The sequence below is a fragment of the Rhizobacter sp. P2_D12 genome (genome assembly GCF_056404395.1).
The window spans coordinates 22,647-38,135 of the sequence record NZ_JBFUEB010000001.1 but is presented as its reverse complement, the minus strand read 5'-3'; the positions used below and the strand labels follow the sequence as shown (position 1 = coordinate 38,135).

Sequence of the window (15,489 nt, the reverse complement as noted above, 5' to 3'; positions counted from 1 at the left end):
ACCCTGACCCCACGAGCCGCATCCGATGAGCGCCACAACGTCCGCCGCCGCCCCCATCCTCGCCTCCGTCGCGGCGGTGGTGTTTTCCCGAACGATGGACGCCGGGCGCGATGCCCGGCTGATCCAGGGCTGGGACGGCCTGCTGCGGTCGAGCGACCACGTCTACCGCATCTACCAGTCGCCCGAATGGTGGAGCCACCTGGTCAGCACGCGCCCGTCCGATGACCTGCTGCTGGGCGTGCTGCCGGCGCAGGCCGGGGCCGAGGTCGGCGTGGTGCCGATGGACGTGCAGCCGTATGCGCTGGCCTTCTCGGCCGGGCGCCACACCTTCGCGACGATGAAGCTGCGCGCCGCGCACCTGCTGGGCGGCGCCCCGCTTGCCAGCGGCCGCCCCGGCGCGCTGGCCGACGTGGTGGAACGGCTGTGGCGCGAGCGGCCCGACCTGGACGCGCTGTTCCTGAAGGGCGTGCCGGCCGGCTGCGAAGCCTGGGCCGGCTGGGAGGCCGCGCTGCGCGAGCGCAAGGGTTCGCTGCTGTACAGCGAGCATGGCAAGCGCCCGCTCTACACGATCGCGCTGCCAGACAGCTTCGACGCCTACCTGGCGCGTTTCGGCAGCAAGAAGCGCTACAACCTGCGCCGCCAGGTGCGGGTGCTCGAAGAACAGCTGGGCGGACTGGAGCTGGTGCGCGTCGAGCGCGAAGAGCAGGTCGACGAATTCGTGCGCCAGGCGCAGCACATCGCGCAGCGCACCTGGCAGCACCAGGCGATCGGGCCGCTGGGCATCGAGCGCGCCGACATCGGCCTGCGGCTGGCCGACCTGGCGCGGCGCGGACTGCTTCGCAGCTACGTGCTGCGCAGCGGCGGCCGGGCGCTGGCCTTCGTGCTGGGCTACCAGGGGCGCGGCGTGTTCCACTACGCCGACATCGGGCATGACGCCGAGCTGGCGAAGTTCAGCCCCGGCACGGTGCTGCTGTACCGCCTGATCGAGGACCTGATCGCGCACCAGGCGCCGCAGACGCTGAACTTCGGCATCGGCGTGTCGGAGTACAAGCGCCAGTTCGCGACCGAGGTGCGCGAGGAGACCTCGCTGCTGATCCTGCGCGACACCGCGACCAACCGGCTGCGCGTCGGGCTGCACCGCAGCTGGCGATCCCTGCTCGCGCGCGTGAAGCCGCTGCTGCGCCGGCCCAAGCTGGTGCTGGCGGGCGTGCTGACGCACGAGGGCATGTACGAACTGATCGGCACCGTCGTCAGCAGCCCGCTGCCGCTGGTGATGGGCTGAGAGGTGACGCCCCCACGTCACTGCGTTCCTGCCCCCCGAGGGGGCGCTCAGCCGGCTTGGGGCGGCCCGGCGTCGGCTGAGCATGTCAGCACGTCACCAGGCTGAGGCCCTGCTCGCCGCGGGCATCCCGGCGATGGACGTGCAGGTGCTGTCGCACCGCGGCTCGGTGCCGCGCGAGAGCGGCACGCACATGCTGGTGACGCACGACGCGGTGCACGGCACGATCGGCGGCGGCCACCTGGAGCTGAAGGCGATCGCGCATGCGCGGCGCTGCCTGGCCGCCGGCGATCCGGTCATCCATGACGAGCACTACGCGCTCGGCCCGTCGCTGGGCCAGTGCTGCGGCGGCGCGCTGACGCTGCGCACGCAGCCGGTCGATGCGGCGCTGCTGGCGGGCTGGGTGGAGCCGGCGCCGCGCTTCTTCCTGCAGCTGTACGGGGCCGGCCACGTGGGCCGCGCGATCGTCGGGCTGCTGGCCGGCATCGACGACTGCAAGGTGCAGTGGATCGACGAGCGCGAGAGCGAGTTTCCGGACGGCTGGCTGCCGCCGCAGGTCGAGCGGCTGTGCGTGGAGCCGGTGGAGGCCGAGGTGGCGCAGGCGCCGGCGGGCGCGCACTACCTGGTGCTGACGCACAGCCACGACCTGGACCTGCGCATCACCGAGGCGATCCTGCGGCGCGGCGATTTCGCCTACCTCGGATTGATCGGCAGCCGGACCAAGCGCGAGCGCTTCGTGCACCGGTTCGAAGAGCGCGGCATTGCCGCGGACCGGATCGCGCGCATGACCTGCCCGATCGGCGTGCCGGGCATCGCGGGCAAGGAGCCGGCGGTGATCGCGGTGGCGGTGGTGGCGCAGTTGCTGCAGCAGGGCTGAGCCGCAGCTGCGGGGTCATGTCCTACAGGCAGGGCCGCTGCCTTCCGATGCCGCGGCGGCGGTGCAGTTCCTACAGTGAAGCCATCCCCACCTGACCCCGAACGGAGATGGACATGCTTCATAAGACCGACCCCAAGAAGGGCCGTGAAGGCCGATCGCTGCGCCTGGACGCGGCTGCGCTGGACGCGGCGCGCAAGAATGCCGAGCAAGGCCCGGTGACGCCCGGCTTCGGGCCCTGGCGCGACGACATCGTCCAGTTGCTGAACGACGCTCTGGCCACCGAGCTGGTGTGCGTGCTGCGCTACAAGCGCCACCACTTCACCGCGCACGGCATGAGCTCACCCGCGATCGCGGCCGAGTTCATGGTGCACGCCAACGAAGAGGCGGCGCATGCCGACCTGATCGCCGAGCGCATCGTGCAGCTGGGCGGCGAGCCCGATTTCTCGCCGAACACGCTGCTCGAACGCAGCCACGCCGACTACGATGAATCGTCGGAGCTGAAGGCGATGATCCGCGCCAACCTGGTGGCCGAGCGCGTCGCGGTCGAGGCCTACCGCCAGATGATCACGCTGATCGGCGACAAGGACCCGACGACGCGGCGCATGCTGGAAGGCATCCTCAGCGACGAGGAAGAGCATGCGGACGAGATGCGGGACCTGCTGGAGCAGTGACCGCGCTGCCGGCGCTCAGACGACCAGCAGCGCGCGGAAGTCGTTGACGTTGGTGAAGGTCGGGCCCGGCACCACCAGGTCGCCGAGCGGCGCGAAGAAGTTGTAGGCGTCGTTGCGGTCGAGGAACTCCGCCGGCTTGAGCCCGAGCGCCTGCGCGCGCGCCAGCGTGTCGGGCGTGACGATCGCGCCGGCGTTGTCTTCGACGCCGTCGATGCCGTCGGTGTCGGCCGCCAGCACGTGCACGCCGGCCTGGCCCTGCAGCGCGATCGCGCAGCCGAGCAGGAACTCGGTGGCGCGTCCGCCGCGCCCACCCTTGCTCTTCACCGTCACCGTGGTCTCGCCGCCCGACAGGATCACGCACGGTTTCGCGAACGGCTGCCCGCGCCGCGCCACCTGCCGCGCGAGGGCCGCATGCACCTTGCCGACCTCGCGCGATTCGCCTTCGATCTCGTCGCCGAGGATGTGCACGTCGAGGCCGGCGGCACGCGCCAGCGCCGCGGCGGCTTCCAGCGACTCCTGCGGCGTCGCGATCATCTTCACCGCGTGGCCGGCGAAGCGCGGGTCGCCCGGCTTCGGCGTCTCGAAGGCGCCGCTCTCGAGCCCGGCGCGCGCGGCCGGCGGGATCTCGATGCCGTAGCGCGCGAGGATGCGCAAGGCATCGGCGCAGGTGCTCGCGTCGGGCACCGTCGGCCCGCTCGCGATCACCTCGGGCGAATCGCCGGGCACGTCGGAGATCAGCAGCGTGACCACCCGGGCCGGCGCGCACAGCGCCGCGAGCCGCCCGCCCTTGATCGCCGACAGGTGCTTGCGCACGCAGTTCATCTCGTCGATGGCGGCACCGCTCTTCAGCAAGGCCTTGTTGATCGCCTGCTTCTCCTCCAGCGTGACGCCGTCGGCCGGCAGCGCGAGCAGCGCCGAGCCGCCGCCCGACACCAGGCACAGCACCAGGTCGTCGGCCGTCAGCCCCTGTCGCGCGAGCGCGGCGATGCGCAGCGCGGCCTGCCGGCCGGCTTCGTCGGGCACCGGGTGGGCCGCCTCGACCACCTCGATGCGGCCCGGCTTCGCGCGGTAGGCCGGCGGCACGTGGTCGTAGCGGGTGACGACCAGGCCCGACAGCGGCGCGTCCGCCGGCCACAGCGTGTCCAGCGCCGCGGCCATCGAGCCGCCCGCCTTGCCGGCGCCCAGCACCAGCGTGCGCCCGCGCGGAGGCGGTGGCAGGAATGCCTGCATCGACCGCTGCGGCAGCGCGCGGGCGACCGCGGCGTCGTACAGCGCGCGAAGAAATCCACGGGGATCGGTGTGCGGTGAAGGCATGGTCATGGCCCAATGATGAGATGACGATCGACATGCAGGCGGTGCTCGACCGCATCCACGACGAGGTGCAGCCCCTGCTGCCGCAGGGACGGGTTGCCAGCTACATCCCCGAACTGGCCAAGGTGCCCACCGAGCGCTTCGGCATGGCGGTCAGCATGCTCGACGGGCGACTCTACACGGTGGGCCAGGCGCGCGAGGATTTCTCGATCCAGTCGGTCTCCAAGCTGTTCTCGCTGACGCTCGCGTTCCAGCTGGTCGGCGATGCGCTGTGGGAACGCGTCGGGCGCGAGCCGTCGGGCACCGCCTTCAACTCGCTGGTGCAGCTGGAGACCGAGCAGGGCAAACCGCGCAACCCGTTCCTGAATGCCGGCGCACTGGTCGTCACCGACGTGCTGAGCACGCGCTTCGTGCAGCCCGAGATGGCGCTGGTCGAATTCTTGCGACGGCTGTCGGGCAACGCGGGGCTGCAGTACGACGACGCGGTGGCCCGCTCGGAGCTCGCCACCGGCTCGCGCAACCGCGCGATGGGGCATTTCATGCACAGCTTCGGCAACCTGAAGAACCCGGTCGATGCGGTGATCGAGGCCTACTGCCGGCACTGCGCGATCCGCATGAACTGCGTCGACCTGGCGCGCGCGGTCGGCTTCCTGGCCAATGGCGGCGTGAGCCCGGTCAGCGGCGAGCGCGTGCTGGACGCGAGTTCGGCCAAGCGCTTGTCGGCGCTGATGCTGACCTGCGGCACCTACGACGCGGCGGGCGATTTCGCCTACCGCGTCGGCATCCCGGCCAAGAGCGGCGTGGGCGGCGGCATCGTCGCGCACATCCCGCGCGTGCTCGGGGTCTGCGTGTGGTCGCCGGGGCTGGAGCATACGGGCAACTCGTTGGCAGGCAGCGTGGCGCTGGAGCGCTTCACCTCGTTGATCGGGCAGTCGTTGTTCTAGCGGATGCCTCAGCCGGTGTTGCGCAGGCCGGCCGCCACGCCGTTGATCGAGATGTGGATCCCGCGCTGCACCCGCTCGATCGCCGGATCGCCCTCGCGCCGCTGGCGGTAGCGCCGCATCAGCTCGACCTGCAGGTGGTTCAGCGGATCCAGGTACGGGAAGCGGTGCTCGATCGAACGCGCGAGCGACGGGTTCGACGCGAGCCGGTTCTTCTCGCCGGTGATCAGCCCGACCGCGTCGCTGGTGCGCTGCCACTCGGCCTGGATCAGCCCGAAGATCCGCTTGCCCAGCTTCTTGTCCTCGACCAGGTCGACATAGCGTGCCGCGATGCCCAGGTCGCTCTTGGCCAGCACCATGTCCAGGTTCGACAGCAGCGTGCGGAAGAACGGCCACTGCTTGTGCATGCGCTGCAGCAGCAGCAGGCGCTCCTTGCGCTCCTTCGGTGCCTTGCCCAGGTAGCCGTCGATGGCCGAGCCGAAGCCGCACCAGCCCGGCAGCGCGACACGGCACTGGCCCCAGCTGAAGCTCCACGGGATCGCTCGCAGGTCCTCGATCGCGCGCGTCGCCTTGCGCGAGGCCGGCCGCGAGCCGATGTTCAGCTCGGCGATCTCGCGGATCGGCGTGGCCGAGAAGAAGTAGTCGGTGAAGCCCGGGGTCTCGTACACCAGCTTGCGGTAGGCCGCCATGCTGGCCTCGCTGATCGCCGCCGCCGCCTCGAGGAAGCTCTTCGGCGCGCTCTTGGTCGGGTGCAGCAGGGTCGCCTCCAACGTCGCCGCCACCAGCGTCTCGAGGTTGCGCCGGCCGATCTCGGGGTGCGCATACTTCGACGAGATCACCTCGCCCTGCTCGGTCAGGCGGATCTGCCCGTTCACCGTGCCCGGCGGTTGCGCCAGGATGGCCTGGTAGCTCGGGCCGCCGCCGCGCCCCACCGTGCCGCCGCGGCCGTGGAACAGCCGCAGCGTGATGCCGTGTTCCTCGCCCAGCGACGCGAACAGCCCCACCAGCGCGATCTCGGTGCGGTACAGCTCCCAGTTGCTGGTGAACGAGCCGCCGTCCTTGTTGCTGTCGCTGTAGCCGAGCATCACGTCCTGCTCGCGGCCCGAGCGCTGGATCATCGCCGCGATGCCCGGCAGCGCGTAGTAGTCGCGCATGATGGGCTCGGCGTTGCGCAGGTCGCCGATGGTCTCGAACAGCGGCGAGACGATGAGCCGGCACTCGGCGCCGGCAGGCGACGATCCGCTTCCTTGGCCGTCGTCCAGCGTGCCCAGCATCAGGCCGGTCTCCTTCTGCAGCAGCAGCACCTCCAGCAGGTCGCTCACGTCCTCGGTGTGCGAGATGATGTAGTGGCGCAGTGCCTCGCGGCCATAGCGGTTCAGCATCTTCAGCGCCGCCTCGAAGATCGCGAGCTCGCCCAGGCTGTGCTCCGAGTACGCCGCGCCGTGCACGCGCAGCGGCCGCGTGTCGTTCAGCAGCGACATCAGCAGCGTGCGCCGCGCGGCCTCGTCGAGCGCGCTGTAGTCGGGCTCGATGCGGGCCACCTTCAGCAGCTCGGCCACCACCGCCTCGTGCTTGTCCGAGCTCTGCCGCAGGTCCACGGTCGCGAGGTGGAAGCCGAACACCTGCACCGCGCGCATCAGCGGACGCAGCCGCGGCGCGATCAGCGCGTCGGCATGGTGCGAGCGCAGCGAGGCTTCGATGATGCGCAGGTCGGCCAGGAAGTCGTCGCTCGCCAGGTACGGGTCCTGCGGCGCCACCGCATGGCGCAGCGCCTCGGTGCCGGTGAAGGCATGCAGCGTCGCGGCCAGCCGCGCATACATGCCGATCAGCGCGCGGCGGTAGGGCTCGTCCTCGCGGTGAGCGTTGTGGTCGGGCGAACCCTCGGCCAGTTGCTGCATCGCCGGCGTCACCGGCGCCAGCGTGGCCGAGATCGACAGCTCTGCGCCCAGCTCGTGCACCTCGGTCAGGTAGAAGCGCAGCACCGTCTCGCTTTGCCGGCGCAGCGCCATCTGCAGCGTCTCGGCGCTGACGTTGGGGTTGCCGTCGCGGTCGCCGCCGATCCAGTTGCCCATGCGGAAGAAGGGCGCGATCGGGTGGCCGGGCAGCGCCTCCTCGATCTCCTGGTACAGCTTCGGGATCTGGCGCAGGAAGGTCGCCTGGTAGTAGCTGAGCGCGTTCTCGATCTCGTCGGCCACCGTCAGCTTGGTGTAGCGCAGCATGCGCGTCTGCCACAGCTGCGTCACGCGGGCGCGCAGCAGCGCCTCGTTGTCGGCCAGCTCGCGCGCGCTGCGCAGCTCGTCGCGCTGGCCCACCAGCTCGGCGATGGCACGCTCGGCGTCGAGGATGCTCTTGCGCTGCACCTCGGTCGGGTGGGCCGTCAGCACCGGCGAGATGTAGGCGTGGCGCAGCGTGCGCGCGATGTCGTCGGCGCGGATGTCGGCCTCGGCCAGGCGCTCGAAGCTCATCGCGAGCGAGCCTTCCTGCAGGTGGCCCTGGCGCTCGTGGATCTCGCGCCGGCGCACGTGGTGGCGGTCCTCGGCGATGTTGGCCAGGTGCGAGAAGTAGCTGAAGGCGCGGATCACGCTGACGGTCTGGTCGCCGCTCAGGCTCTTGAGCAGCCGGTCGAAGGTCTTGCCGGCCTGCGCGTCGCGCTTCAACCGGTAGGCCACCGACAGCTGGCGGATGCGCTCGATCAGGTCGAAGGCGCCCTGGCCCTCCTGCTCGCGGATCACGTCGCCGAGGATGCGGCCGAGCAGGCGGATGTCCTCGACCAGCGGGCGGTTCTTGTCGGCGGCCTCGGCGGCGGCCTGGCGTGCGGTGGCGCGGGAACGAGGGGCGGGGGCAGGTGTGGCGCGTGGCATCTTTGTCCTCTGGGCCTCGTCGAGGCTGTAACTTGGTTACGAACCCTGATGGTATCAGCGCAGGGGCCGACGGCTTCTTGACCGGCAGCAAGAGCCGGGCCTGATAGCATTTGGCGATGCCTTCCTCGCCGTCCGCCGTGCTTCCCGAACCCCTCGTCATCGCCACCCGCGAAAGCCGCCTCGCCCTGTGGCAGGCCGAACACGTGCGCGACCTGCTGCAGCAGCGCTTCGGGCTGCGTGTCGAGCTGCTGGGCATGACGACCCGCGGCGACCAGATCCTCGACCGCACGCTGTCGAAGGTCGGCGGCAAGGGCTTGTTCGTGAAGGAGCTCGAGGCCGCGCTGGAAGACGGGCGGGCGCACCTGGCGGTGCATTCGCTGAAGGACGTGCCGATGGTGCTGCCCGATGGCTTCGAGCTGGCCGCGGTGCTGGAGCGCGAAGACCCGCGCGATGCCTTCGTCTCGAACCGCCATGCCGTGCTGGCCGAGCTGCCGCAGGGGGCCTGCGTCGGCACCTCCAGCCTGCGCCGCGTGTCGCAGCTGCTGGCGCGCCGGCCCGACCTGCGCATCGAACCGCTGCGCGGCAACCTGGACACCCGCCTGCGCAAGCTCGACGAAGGCCACTACGACGCGATCGTGCTGGCGGCCGCGGGGCTGAAGCGCCTGGGCCTGGCGGCGCGCATCCGCTCGGTGTTCGCGCCGGACGACATGATCCCGGCGGCCGGGCAGGGCGCGCTCGGCATCGAGATCCGCAGCGACCAGGTGGCGCTGCGCGAGCGGCTCGCGGCCCTGAGCCACCGGCCGACCTGGCTGGGGGCGCAGGCCGAACGCGCGGTGTCGCGCGCGCTGGGCGGCAGCTGCAGCATGCCGCTGGCGGCGCATGCGGTGTGGGACGGTGAACAGCTGCGCATCAGCGCGGCGCTCGGCCACGTCGACGACCCGGCACAGCCGCTGCTGCACACGACGGTGGTGGCGCGCGTCGCCGATGACGCGGCCGCGAATGCGCTGGGCGAGCAGGCCGCCGCGCAGCTGCGTGCGGCGGGCGGTGACGCCTACCTCGCCACGGCTGCGGGCTGAGGCCGCCACCGCATGCGAGTGCTGGTCACCCGGCCCGCGGCACAGGCGCTCGAATGGGTCGATGGCCTGCGCGGCGCGGGTCTTGACGCGCAGGCCCTGCCCTTGATCGACATCCTGCCGGTCGACGATGCGGCGCCGCTGCACGCGGCGTGGCAGGCGCTGGCCGACCACGCGCTGGTGATGTTCGTCAGCCCGAACGCGGCCGAATGCTTCTTTGCGCAGCGGCCTGGGCAGGCCGCGTGGCCGGCGGATGTGCCGGCCGCATCGCCCGGGCCCGGCACCACGCGGGTGCTGCGTGGATGGGGCGTCGCGCAGGTCGTCGAACCGGCGGCGGACTCGGCGCAGTTCGATTCCGAAGCGCTGTGGCAGCAGTTGCGCGAGCGTGAGTGGGCCGGCCGCCGGGTGCTGGTGGTGCGCGGCACGAGCGGGCGCGACTGGCTCGCCGACCGGCTGCGCGAGCAGGGCGCCGTGGTGTCGCTGGTGTGCGCCTACCGGCGCGCCGCACCGGTGCCGGATGCGCAGGCCTCGGCCTGGCTGCAGGCCGCGTTGGACGCACCCGCCGGCTACCTGTGGTTCTTCAGCAGCTCGGAGGCCATCGACCACCTCGAGGCACTGGCTCCCCGCGCGCGCTGGGACGCCGCCCGCGCCCTGGCCACCCATCCCCGCATCGCAGCCCGGGCGCGGGCCCTGGGTTTCGGCCAGGTGCTCGAATCGCGGCCGACCTTCGCGGAAGTGGTGGCCTGCATACAATCGATCGCATCGTGACCGACGCCACCCTTCCCACCCCGCCTGCCCCCGAGCCCGTGGCCCCGCCGCGCCGTCGCAGCTGGCTTGCGCCGGCGGTGCTGGCCTTGCTGGTGCTGCTGATCGTGATCGCGCTGGTGCAGGCCTGGTCGGCCCAGCAGCGCGTGCGCACGCTGGAGCAGGAACTGGTGCGCCGCCAGCAGGACAGCGGCAAGCAAAGCGGCGAGGCGCAGATGATGGCCCGCCAGGCGCAGGAGGTGGCGCGCGACAGTGCCGCCAAGGTGGCGCTGCTCGAGGCCCGGCTGGCCGAGGTGGCGATCCAGCGCAGCCAATTGGAAGACCTGATCCAGTCGCTGTCGCGCTCGCGCGACGAGAACGTGCTGGTCGACATCGATGCCGGCCTTCGCGTCGCGCAGCAGCAGGCGGCGATCACCGGCAGCGCCGAGCCGCTGGTGGCGGCGCTGAAGCAGGCCGACGAGCGGCTCGCGCGCTACAGCCAGCCGCGGCTGGACGGCGTGCGCCGCGCGATCGCGCGCGACATCGACCGCGTCAAGGCCGTCGGCGTGGCCGACATCGGCGGGCTGTCGATTCGCCTCGACGAGGCGGTGCGACTGGTCGACGAACTGCCGCTGCTGGCGCAGGCCGAGCCGAAACGCGAAGTACCGAAACCCGTTGCCCCGCCGCCCCGCGCCACCGGCCGCAGCGCCTCGCCGGCCAGCCACGCGGCGCCGACGCCGGTCGGCGGTGGCCTGGCCGAGCTGTCGGACCGGCTGGGCGCGGTGTTCGACCGGGTGTGGGGCGAGACCCGTTCGCTGGTGCGCGTCAACCGCATCGACAACCCGGATGCGATGTGGCTGGCGCCGGAGCAGGCCTTCTTCCTGCGCGAGAACCTGAAGCTGCGGCTGCTGAACGCGCGGTTGGCGGTGCTGAGCCGCCAGTTCGATGCGGCGCAGGCCGACCTGCAGAGCGCGCAGCAGGCGCTGGAGCGCTATTTCGACCGCAACTCGCGCCGCACGACGATGGCGCTGGAGCTGGTCAAGCAGGTGGCCTCCGGCGCACGCCAGGTGGTGCTGCCGCGGCCGGACGACACGCTGGCGGCATTGGCCACGGCCACCGCGGGCCGCTGATGCGTGCTGTCGTCTGGTTCGTGCTGTTGTTCGCGCTGGCGGTGGTCTGCGCGTCGGTGCTGGGCACCAACGACGGCCTCGTCACCTTCTATTGGGGTGCGTGGCGGCTCGACGTCTCGCTGAACCTGTTCCTGATCGCGCTGGTGGCCACCTGCTTCGCGCTGGTGACGGTGATCCAGGCCATCAATGCGCTGCTCGGCCTGCCGCGGCGCGCGCACGAGTGGCGCGTGGCGCGGCGCGACCGCACGGCCCAGGCCGCGCTGCGCGATGCGCTGGCGCAGTATTTCGGCGGGCGCTACAGCCGTGCGCAGAAGGCGGCGCAACGCGCGCTGCTGATCCAGAGCGACACGCCCGACCTGGTGCAGGACAACGAGTTCACCGTGCTCGGCCACCTGCTGGCCGCCGGCAGCCTGCACAAGCTGCAGGACCGCAGCCGGCGCGACGAGCAGCTGCGCCAGGCGCTCGAGCTGTCCAGCCGCAGCGGGCTGGCGCGGCCGGCGGAAGAGGGCGCGCGCCTGCTGGCCGCCGAATGGGCGCTGGACGACCGCGATGCGGCCCGCGCGCTGGAGCTGCTGGCCGAGCTGCCGCCGGGTGTCGCGCGCCGCACGCATGCGCTGCGGCTGCGGCTGCAGGCGACCCGGCTGGCGCGCCAGCCGCACGAGGCCTTGAAGACCGCGCGCCTGCTGGCCAAGCACCAGGCCTTCTCGAAGGAGGCCGCGCAGGGGCTGCTGCGTTCGCTGGCGTTCGAATCGCTGGATGGCGCGCGCGATGCCGACCAGGTGCGCCGTGTGTGGCTGTCGCTCGAGCCGGTCGACCGGCGCGATCCGTTCGTGGCCGCGCGCACCGCCACGCGGCTGGCGCACTTCGGCGCGCAGGTCGATGCGCGCAACGCGTTGAAGCCGTTCTGGGAGCGGCTGACCGAGCTGGGTGTCGACGAGCGCTGCGTGCTGGCCGAGGCGCTGGTGGCTGCGGTCGACGGCATCGGGCCCGATTGGCTGCCGCGGCTGGAGTCGTCGCTGCAGGCCTTCCCGCGCGAGGCCGCGCTGGCGCATGCCGTGGGACGCGCGCTGGCCGAGCGCGAACTGTGGGGCAAGGCGCGGCTGCTGCTGGAGCAGGCGGCCGCGGCCGATGAGCTGCCGGTGGCGGCGCGGCGCGACGCCTGGGTGCTGCTGGCGCGGCTGGCCGAGCAGCAGGGCGACGTCGAGTGCACGGCCGATTGTTATCGGCAGGCGGCGACGCTGGCCGAGAACTGAAAAAGTCCTGCTATACTGCGAGGCTCAGCGGCTGTAGCTCAGTTGGATAGAGTACTTGGCTACGAACCAAGGGGTCGTGGGTTCGAATCCTGCCAGCCGCACCAAAAAACAAGAAATGATTCAACGCCTTGGAGGTTCACGCCTCCAGGGCGTTTTTTCTTGCCGGGGACTTTTGGGGGAGTGGCCGCCGAGCGCGCTGCCTTTTGCTCCATCCGCAGCGTGGCCAGGCTCTTGTTCCAGCGGCCCGAATCCTCCTTGATCTTCTCCAGCGCCGCGTGCAGCTCCACGACCCTGTTGTCAGCCCGCCAACCAACCCAGCGGCTGGTGCGTGCGTGCGATGCCGAACATGAACGCATACACCCCGATGGCAGCTCCGAAGCAGATGCCGCGCGCGCGGATGCTGCGGCCGCGCTTCAGCGCGAAGCTACCGAGCACCACGTAGATCACGAGCAGCACCAGCTTGACCGTCAACCAGTGGTTGGCGAACACGGCGGCCGGAAGCATGGCCACCAGCATCAGTGCAGCCGTAAGCAGGCTGGTGTCGATCGAATAGCTGAGGTAGCGCAGCGGTGCTGCCAGGGGCCAGCGCATGCCGCTGAGCGCGCCGGCACCGCGCAACGCAAAGAGGGCGCCACTGATCAGCACCGCGCCGATGTGCACGGCACGGATCTGAGCGTAGAACTCGATCATGGTCTCAGGCGCGCCCGGCGGAGACTGCATCCACCGGAATCATCTCTTGTCGCGGGGCCACCCACAGGCGGAGGACGAACCAGGCGATCAACAGGGCGCCGACGCTGAAGACCGTGTCGCCGGGCACGCGCATCCACACCAGCAAATGGACGATAGGCTTGCCCATGAATTCTGCCGAACGCGCGTACCAGTAGCCGTTTTCCAGCGCAGCCTGCAACTGCAGCACACCCAGCGGCAGCAAGGTCAGCAGCGCCATCAGCGTCAGGCCGATGCTCAAGCCCCAGAATGCGCCGGCCAGCGTGCCGTTGTTCCACTGCGCCTCGGGCTTGAGCCCGCGCAGGCAGAACAGCATCAGGCCGATGCCGAGCATGCCGTAGACGCCGAACAGCGCGGTGTGGCCGTGCAGCGCCGTCAGGTTCAGGCCCTGCATGTAGTACAGCGCGAGAGGCGTGTTGATGAGAAAGCCGAACAACCCGGCGCCGACCAGGTTCCAGAAACTGACGGCCAGGAAGAACAGGATCGGCCAGCGGTATCGCTGCATCCACGGCGTCGCCTGGCCATGGCGCCAAGTCTCGTAGGCCTCCAGGCCGATCAGTGCCAGCGGCACCACTTCGAGGGCCGAGATGCTAGCGCCGAGCGCCACCACCGCGGTGGTGGTGCCGGCGAAGTACAGGTGGTGGAAGGTGCCCAGAATGCCGCCCGACATGAAGACGATGGTCGCGAACAGCACGTTGACCGTCGCCGTCTTGCCGCGCACGAGGCCGAGCTTGACGAACAGGAAGCTGATGACGGCGATCGCGAAGACCTCGAAGAAGCCCTCGACCCAGAGGTGCACGACCCACCAGCGCCAGTACTCGACCATCGACAGATGGGTGTGCTCGCCCCACATCAGCCCGGCACCGAACAGCAGCCCGATGGCGACGGTGGAAAGGAACAGCAGGCCTACGATCGACGACATTTCGTCCTTGCGCGCGAGCGCCGGCCAGAGCGCACGGCCGACTAGCACCAGCCACAGCAGCAGGCCGATGAACAGGAACCACTGCCAGAAGCGGCCGATGTCGACGTATTCCCAGCCTTGGTGGCCGAACCAGAAGTTGTTGGCCAGGCCGAGCTTCTGCATCACTGCGAACCACTGTCCGGTGAACGCCCCGACGACGATGACGACCAGGCAGACGAACAGCAGGTTGACGCCCAGGCGCTGGTACTTCGGTTCGTGCCCGGAGATCGCCGGCCCGATATAAAGGCCCGTCGCGAGCCAAGCGACAGCGATCCACAGCACCGCGAGCTGGGTGTGCCAGCTGCGCGTCAGCGCGTAGGGCAGCACCTCTGACAGCGCGATGCCGTAGGCGTTCTGGCCCTCGACCTGGTAGTGCGCGGTGGTAGCGCCCAGCAGGATCTGTACGAGGAACATCGCGACCACGAGCCAGAAGTACTTGGCCGTGGCCTTCATCGAAGGGGTCGGCACCAGACCGCGCAGCGGATCGTGCTTCGGCGGGGCGAGCGCCTCGGCCTTGTCCCTGTGGTGCCAGACCGCGTTGTGCCAAGCCAGCAGGGCGATGCCGGCGATCATGAACAGCACGCTGAACACGGTCCAGATGAAGGTCGCCGCGGTCGGCGTGTTACCGACCAGCGGCTCGTAGGGCCAGTTCTGCGTGTAGCTCATCGGCTCGCCGGGCCGCTCGGTGACGGCCGCCCAACTGGTCCAGAAGAAGAACGCGCCGAGCGCGCGGCGGTGCTGCGCATCGGTCACCGTGTCCTCGCGCATCGCATAGCCTTCGCGCAGCGCATGGGTGGCCGGATCGTTCGAGAACAGGCTCGAATAGTGCGCCGCGACCTGCGCGATCGCCTGCGCGCGCTCGGCGGGAACGACGATGCGGCCGCTGGCGGCGTCAAAGGTGTTGCGCCGAATCAGCGGGCGCAACTCGGCCTGCACACGTGCCTGTTCGCCGGGGCCGAGATCGGCGTAGGCCACGCCGTCTTTCGCACGCGCGCGCAGGTCGAACCACGTTGTGGCTTCGCGATGGAGCCAATCCGCCGACCAGTCCGGCGCCACCAGCGCACCATGGCCCCAGATCGAGCCGAGCTGCTGGCCACCAATGCTTTGCCACACTTGGCGGCCGAGTTCGATGTCGGCGCGCGTGTAGACGATGTCGCCGCGCTCGGTGACGACGGCTTGCGGTATCGGCGGTGCCTGGCGATGGATCTCGGTGCCCATCCAGAGCAGCACGCCGAAGCCGACGACGAGCAAGGTGCAGAGGCCCACCCACAGCCTGCCGGTAGTCGACATGGACGATCTCCTCGGATGAACAAAAGCCGACCGACTCAAGCGGATCCCGTGGACCCGAACATCCGGCCGAACGGGCGAGCCGAAGCCCGCGCCGATTTGCGATCATCTTCAGACTGGGAGTTGCCGGCTGTGCGACAGCGCACATTGCGAGAATCCACTTCCACCTGCCGCACCGGTGAGCATTTGGATGACGGTGGCCACAACTCCCGTACTTCCGGTGCGCGCGTCGTTGGGCAGTTCTGCCTTGATACCGCCGCGTGGCGGAAGTGAGCGAGGGTAGCGCTCGACGAGTGACAGCCAGGTGAGCGAATACGCGGCGACGAAAGTCGGACCGGAGCACGCTCGCTCTCATACGCAACTGCTTTCCGGCAT

12 protein-coding genes and 1 tRNA gene are annotated in these 15,489 nt (G+C 70.4%); 9 read left to right on the top strand and 4 right to left on the bottom strand.

Annotated features, from left to right (window positions below):
- Positions 1-25: 25 nt before the first annotated feature.
- The 3 genes from AC1DYN_RS00155 to AC1DYN_RS00145 all read left to right on the top strand — a co-directional run bounded on the left by AC1DYN_RS00155 (position 26) and on the right by AC1DYN_RS00145 (position 2,827).
- Positions 26-1,282: a GNAT family N-acetyltransferase gene (locus tag AC1DYN_RS00155; protein WP_477957056.1), complete on the top strand. Its 1,257-nt coding sequence runs from the start codon at positions 26-28 to the stop codon at positions 1,280-1,282.
- A gap of 82 nt (positions 1,283-1,364) precedes the next feature.
- On the top strand, positions 1,365-2,156 hold the full coding sequence (gene xdhC / locus AC1DYN_RS00150) for a xanthine dehydrogenase accessory protein XdhC (protein ID WP_477957055.1): 792 nt from the start codon (positions 1,365-1,367) through the stop codon (positions 2,154-2,156).
- Positions 2,157-2,269: 113 nt separating this feature from the next.
- Positions 2,270-2,827, top strand: coding sequence for a ferritin-like domain-containing protein (locus AC1DYN_RS00145; RefSeq protein WP_477957054.1), 558 nt, complete (start codon positions 2,270-2,272; stop codon positions 2,825-2,827).
- A gap of 15 nt (positions 2,828-2,842) precedes the next feature.
- On the opposite strand, the gene AC1DYN_RS00140 is transcribed toward AC1DYN_RS00145, so the two are convergent.
- Positions 2,843-4,147: a glycerate kinase type-2 family protein gene (locus AC1DYN_RS00140; RefSeq protein WP_477957053.1), complete on the bottom strand. Its 1,305-nt coding sequence runs from the start codon at positions 4,145-4,147 to the stop codon at positions 2,843-2,845.
- A gap of 20 nt (positions 4,148-4,167) precedes the next feature.
- Between AC1DYN_RS00140 and AC1DYN_RS00135 the strand changes: the two genes are divergently transcribed.
- Complete coding sequence (locus AC1DYN_RS00135) at positions 4,168-5,082, top strand: glutaminase (protein ID WP_477957167.1); 915 nt, start codon at positions 4,168-4,170, stop codon at positions 5,080-5,082.
- A gap of 8 nt (positions 5,083-5,090) precedes the next feature.
- Here AC1DYN_RS00135 and ppc read toward each other — a convergent pair whose 3' ends face one another.
- Complete coding sequence (gene ppc / locus AC1DYN_RS00130; protein WP_477957052.1) at positions 5,091-7,940, bottom strand: phosphoenolpyruvate carboxylase; 2,850 nt, start codon at positions 7,938-7,940, stop codon at positions 5,091-5,093.
- A 116-nt stretch (positions 7,941-8,056) separates the two neighbouring features.
- Here ppc and hemC point away from each other — a divergent pair, with 116 nt between their 5' ends.
- The 5 genes from hemC (at position 8,057) to AC1DYN_RS00105 (ending at position 12,244) form a co-directional block, all read left to right on the top strand.
- Positions 8,057-9,016, top strand: coding sequence for a hydroxymethylbilane synthase (hemC, locus tag AC1DYN_RS00125; protein ID WP_477957051.1), 960 nt, complete (start codon positions 8,057-8,059; stop codon positions 9,014-9,016).
- A gap of 12 nt (positions 9,017-9,028) precedes the next feature.
- Positions 9,029-9,781: a uroporphyrinogen-III synthase gene (locus AC1DYN_RS00120; protein WP_477957050.1), complete on the top strand. Its 753-nt coding sequence runs from the start codon at positions 9,029-9,031 to the stop codon at positions 9,779-9,781.
- A 38-nt stretch (positions 9,782-9,819) separates the two neighbouring features.
- Positions 9,820-10,887 carry a uroporphyrinogen-III C-methyltransferase gene (locus AC1DYN_RS00115; protein ID WP_477957049.1) on the top strand — a complete coding sequence of 356 codons (1,068 nt, stop codon included), beginning with the start codon at positions 9,820-9,822 and terminating at the stop codon, positions 10,885-10,887.
- On the top strand, positions 10,887-12,140 hold the full coding sequence (locus tag AC1DYN_RS00110) for a heme biosynthesis HemY N-terminal domain-containing protein (RefSeq protein ID WP_477957048.1): 1,254 nt from the start codon (positions 10,887-10,889) through the stop codon (positions 12,138-12,140). Before AC1DYN_RS00115 ends, AC1DYN_RS00110 begins: the two co-directional genes overlap by 1 nt.
- Positions 12,141-12,167: 27 nt before the next feature.
- Positions 12,168-12,244 (top strand) — tRNA-Arg (locus tag AC1DYN_RS00105).
- 193 nt (positions 12,245-12,437) lie between these two features.
- On the opposite strand, the gene AC1DYN_RS00100 is transcribed toward AC1DYN_RS00105, so the two are convergent.
- On the bottom strand, positions 12,438-12,830 hold the full coding sequence (locus AC1DYN_RS00100) for a SirB2 family protein (protein WP_477957047.1): 393 nt from the start codon (positions 12,828-12,830) through the stop codon (positions 12,438-12,440).
- Between the two features lie 4 nt (positions 12,831-12,834).
- Entirely contained in the window at positions 12,835-15,117 is a 2,283-nt protein-coding gene (locus tag AC1DYN_RS00095; RefSeq protein WP_477957046.1) for a nitric-oxide reductase large subunit, read from the bottom strand.
- Positions 15,118-15,489 lie beyond the last annotated feature (372 nt).